Annotated in this window: 3 protein-coding genes and 2 pseudogenes; 4 read left to right on the forward strand and 1 reads right to left on the reverse strand. The window is 51.7% G+C overall.

The features are described from left to right. Positions 1–50: 50 nt before the first annotated feature. The 4 genes and pseudogenes from Xentx_RS17745 to Xentx_RS17760 all read left to right on the forward strand — a co-directional run. Positions 51–1,253 (forward strand): integrating conjugative element protein, encoded by a 1,203-nt coding sequence (locus tag Xentx_RS17745; protein WP_074021823.1) that lies wholly within the window; start codon positions 51–53, stop codon positions 1,251–1,253. A gap of 8 nt (positions 1,254–1,261) precedes the next feature. Next, the gene (locus tag Xentx_RS17750; protein WP_074021824.1) at positions 1,262–1,612 is read left to right on the forward strand and encodes a hypothetical protein; all 351 of its coding nucleotides are present in this window, start codon (positions 1,262–1,264) and stop codon (positions 1,610–1,612) included. Then, positions 1,609–3,123 carry a conjugal transfer protein TraG N-terminal domain-containing protein gene (locus tag Xentx_RS17755; protein ID WP_074021825.1) on the forward strand — a complete coding sequence of 505 codons (1,515 nt, stop codon included), beginning with the start codon at positions 1,609–1,611 and terminating at the stop codon, positions 3,121–3,123. The genes Xentx_RS17750 and Xentx_RS17755 overlap by 4 nt, the downstream gene beginning before the upstream one ends. Positions 3,124–3,364: 241 nt before the next feature. Continuing rightward, a pseudogene (locus Xentx_RS17760) lies at positions 3,365–3,880 on the forward strand (transposase family protein); the annotation flags it as partial. Here Xentx_RS17760 and Xentx_RS17765 read toward each other — a convergent pair. Continuing rightward, positions 3,879–4,268 (reverse strand): annotated as a pseudogene (locus tag Xentx_RS17765) (IS1 family transposase); the annotation flags it as partial. The pseudogenes Xentx_RS17760 and Xentx_RS17765 overlap by 2 nt on opposite strands. Positions 4,269–4,445 lie beyond the last annotated feature (177 nt).

Consider the following 4,445-nt stretch of genomic DNA (forward strand, 5'->3'; position numbering starts at 1 on the left):
CAATTCCGATAATTTGTTCCATGGGACACCTCTTCATATTTTGCTGATGTATTCAGCATGGCTCACTGGAGCCGATTTGGGGAGGTGTCCATTTCATTACCGTCGGTAATCAGTTAAACGGTATTACGGCCGGGTTTAAAAACCTGATGAGTGAAGTTATCCAGGGGGCCACCGGCGCTGTCGCCAGCTTACCCGCCATGATCATTCAGCGTGCCAACCCGGGGCTGTATGACATGCTGACCAACGGTGTGTTGCAGGCCAATGTGGCGTACGACAAGGCCCAGTTTAATTGCCAGAACATGGCCCGACGGATGATGGATTTTGCGCAAAACAGTAAATGGACGCAATCGGCTGCCCTACAGGAATATAAGACACAGGTGAACAGCGGGGATGCCGATGCGGTAAGAGTCAATAATGCCGGCAGCAAAGCCACAGGCACCAGCGGGCATCCGTGGATTGGCGGGAAGAAGCAGGGGGGCAAGGGACAAAATGCCATCCGGCCCACCCGTGATTTAGCCAGCGCGGGATTTAATATGATGAATCACCTGCCGGTACTGAGCCAGGCGTCCGTCAGCCATCAACAGTGTGATGGCGGTGCCTGTACCCAATTCCAGAATGCCAGAGAAGCGGCGGAGGCGGTGGTAAAAGTGCTGGGCGACAGGGCTATCCGTACCTGTGCCAATGCCGCAGAATGCACCAGCGGTGGGGAAATGCAGCAGCCGGGCGTGACGTTGGCCGGCACCGGCTTTGCGCCGATGCTGGAAGAGGGCACCAAAACCAATATTGAACAACTGGTGAAGCTGGTCAATGGCACGGAAAAACCGACCGCCGCCAATCTGGCCAGACTGAAAACCGGTAGCCTGGCCGTCACCAAAGGTGTCATTCAGGCATTGCAACGAGACCCGGATAGTGCGGCGTTGACCGCGCGTCTGGCGGGCGAACTGGCGATGGCTGAGACCACAGAGACCGCATTGCTGATGCGGCGCATGCTGATTACCGGCATGTCGGAACCCAATGCGGCCGCCCAGCCGGAAGCGCTGGCCGAAGGGGAACGGCGGATTGAGGCGCTGGACAGGGAAATCAATGCGCTGAAAAATGAAATGATGCTGAAACGGGAACTGTCCCGTAACGCCATCCTGACCATTATTGAACGGGACACACACCGTATCCAGACCCATCCGCAAAAGCAGGTGCCGGACAGCACCGATGCCCGTTTTTATCAGCTGGAAATGCCTAACAGTGAACGGAGGTAAGGTAGATCATGGTAGAAACGGTCAAATCGCATTCTATTCTGAAAGTGAAAAAAGGGTTCAGGGTATTACTGGTCCTCATCGCAGTCATGGTCGTCACACTGCTGATGGGTTGGGCAGGCATGGAGTATCCCGAAAAAATGTCCGCGCTGAATCAGTGGATAATGAAGACAAAAGCGGTTTGGCTGGTCTGGCGGGGATGCCTTTATGTCACGTTAGGTTGGGGCGGATGGAAAATCTGGCAAAGAACAATACAGCAGCCGGAATACCGCGTAACGTTGATACGAGTGATGGTGGTCAGTCTGTTGTTTATCCTGCTGGGTGAATATGCCCTGTCAGGCTCGATTGAGGTAACGCAATGACCACCAACAGCTATCTGGAATATTTTCTGACCCTGCTGGGTTGGGTGGTCAATAACGGGTTATGGCAAATACTGATTGCCACTGGATTGTTTACAACCCCTTTAGTGATAAAGGTCATCGCGGTCTGGCTGAAAGTGCGGGAGGGTGACGAAGAGGACGGCCATGGCGGGTTGCAGTCGCTTGCCCGTCTCGAAAATACATTGTATGGCGCCTTTTTCGTCATGGTGGTGTGTTGTGTGCCGCTGGTCAATGTCAGCCTCAGTACCCTCCAGTACGATCAGTCCCGCGCCAAAAGTTGCGGTACCTGGACACCGCAAGCGCCGGATAAAAGTGGTTATGCGCCGGTGATCTCCAGCCTGAATAATCAGACGGCGGCGGTGCCCCTCTGGTGGGCCGTGGTGCATCGGTTGTCAAAGGGATTAACGCAAGCGGCGGTCGCTTCCATTCCCTGCCGACCGGATTTAAGGCAGCTGCGTTTTGAGGTACAGCACACCCGTATCCATAGCCCGGCACTGGCGGCGGAATTGCAGGATTTCACTAATGACTGTTATGCCTTAGCGTTGTATCAGTGGAAACAACGGGATCAGGGACAAACTTCTGATCCGGCCACACTGCATGATATTGATTGGCTGGGCAGTCGCACCTTCTTATCCGGCGATTACCACACGCTGCAATCCCGAATGCCCAGGGTACTATTTCCGTGGAATGAAAGCAGGGACACTGGCCGGCCCAATACCGGGCAGGGTGGTTATCCCACCTGTCAGGCCTGGTGGTCAACCCCTGAAACCGGACTGAAGGCCAGGGTATTGGCCGAGGCTGATCCGGGATTGTGGTTGCGTCTGTCGGCAGCCCTCAAAATGCTGGGCAAAGAAACCCGTGAATATCAAGAAGCGGTGATCCGCCGTTTAGTCAGCCCGGTTAACTTGACAATGTCTCAGGACGGCTATGTGTATGCGGGGTATGGCGGCAATGCCGATTTTACGGTCTGGGACAAATCAAATCGAGTGGGGTCTTCTGCGGAAACCCTGCTGGGGGGATTCCTCAGCATGCCGGCGTTTGATGCGGTGCGTCAGGCTTTGCCGATGATACAGGCGGTGATCCTGATGGCGTTGTATATCCTGATCCCGTTGATCCTGCTGTTTGCCGCCTATGAATTTAAGACGGTACTCACACTGACTTTCGCCCTGTTTGCGTTGAATTTCCTGACCTTCTGGTGGGAAACTGCCCGTTGGTTAGACAGCTATTTACTGGACGCCTTGTATGGCTCAGACACCCACAGCGTGTTGAATCTGGCGGGATTTCAGAACACCTCGGATGATTTGATTATGGGGCTGGTGATGGGCACGCTGTTTATTGTGCTGCCAATGGTCTGGCTGGGCGCACTGGCCTGGGCGGGGGTGCGGATGGGCGATATGGCGGGCATGATGAGCCAGGGCGTAGGGCAGGTGAAACAGTCGGCCGGCCTATTCGGACAAATGGTGATGCAGAAGATGTTGTCGAAAGGAAAATAGTGAGACCCGTTTTTTGTCATAGAACGGGGATCATTGTTCCGTCAGAATACTCTGAAAAACGGGCTATTTGTTATTTTTGCTAATTATATTGGTTGGGCTTTTGTTTTTGGAATAGGCAAAATGCAGACGAATATGCTTAATATTAACGCGATGCTCGACTTTCGAGGAGAGTTGAAATGACATAGCCCGTCCTTTATAACTTTAAGTGACCAAACCAAAAGAAATAAAGGAACAAAAGGCTATGTCACAGCAAGATTTTATCATTTGGGTATTTTGTTGGGTAGATGAAAATTTAGCAGAATTACAGCAAGGTACACGATTCAGAAGCCGAGGCTTTCCGCCTAAACTCAGCGATGCCGAAGCCATCACGATGGAAGTCGTGGGTGAATTTTTAGGATTTTCAACAGATAAAGGCATTTGGACATACTTTAATAGCCACTGGCGCGAGTGGTTTCCGAGGCTGGGTTCACGCGCCAATTTTGCTAAACAGATTTCGAATCTTTGGTTTGTTAAACAACAACTGCAAGAGGAACTGGTGATATTATTGGGTGCGTTCGACCGGCCGGTGCATATTATTGATGGATTTCCTCTGCCCGTTTGCCTCTTTAAACGCGCGAAAGGTTGTGCACGTTTTAAAGGACAAGCCGATTATGGCTTCTGCGCCGCCAAGAGTGAAACGTACTACGGCTTTAAAGGACATCTGCTGGTCGATGAAATCGGCATCGTGACAGGGTTTACACTCACACCGGCAAGTGTCAGGTCAAGTCTGAGCTAGTACAAATATAGTATTCACGTTCAATGAACGTACCTACCACTTTGTCATGCATCTCTTCGGATTTGGAATAACCTATTGTTTTTCTATTCAGCCTCTTTATCCGGATACGAAGCGTAAGATTTGTTCTCTCGATACGTTGGGTAAATTTCTTTCCCGTGAGGTGTTTTTCCTGAGGCAGGCAATCGTAAACGGCATAATCATCTGTACAGTAAAACCGGATAGTAAAAGGAGACAAGAGTGCCAGCAGCTTTTTCAATGTTTTCCTGCTGCGATCCCCAAACACATGTGCCACTACCCGTTTCTTATTCGGCTCCCAGGCATACCAGAGCCAGCGTTGATTTTTCTTATTACCGACAAATGACCACTGCTGGTGAGTAGACCTGCCCAGTCACCCGGGCAGATCCCTCCTCAGAACCGGACATGCAGAACTACCGCATCCGGCTCCCGACAACGTGACCCGCCGGAATTAATTGCGATTTGTCACTGTGCAACGCCAGACCGTATTTACTCAGTCGTTTCGGTAATATCTTATAAAAGCGTTTTGCCT

It is taken from the genome of Xenorhabdus thuongxuanensis (assembly GCF_001908095.1).
In the GTDB taxonomy this organism is placed as follows: Bacteria; Pseudomonadota; Gammaproteobacteria; order Enterobacterales; family Enterobacteriaceae; genus Xenorhabdus; species Xenorhabdus thuongxuanensis.

What these genes read in the sequence shown, in the direction of transcription:
- Xentx_RS17750 (WP_074021824.1), top strand. Translation starts at nt 1,262, where the DNA reads ATGGTAGAAACGGTCAAATCGCATTCTATTCTGAAAGTGAAAAAAGGG.
- Xentx_RS17755 (WP_074021825.1), top strand. Translation starts at nt 1,609, where the DNA reads ATGACCACCAACAGCTATCTGGAATATTTTCTGACCCTGCTGGGTTGG.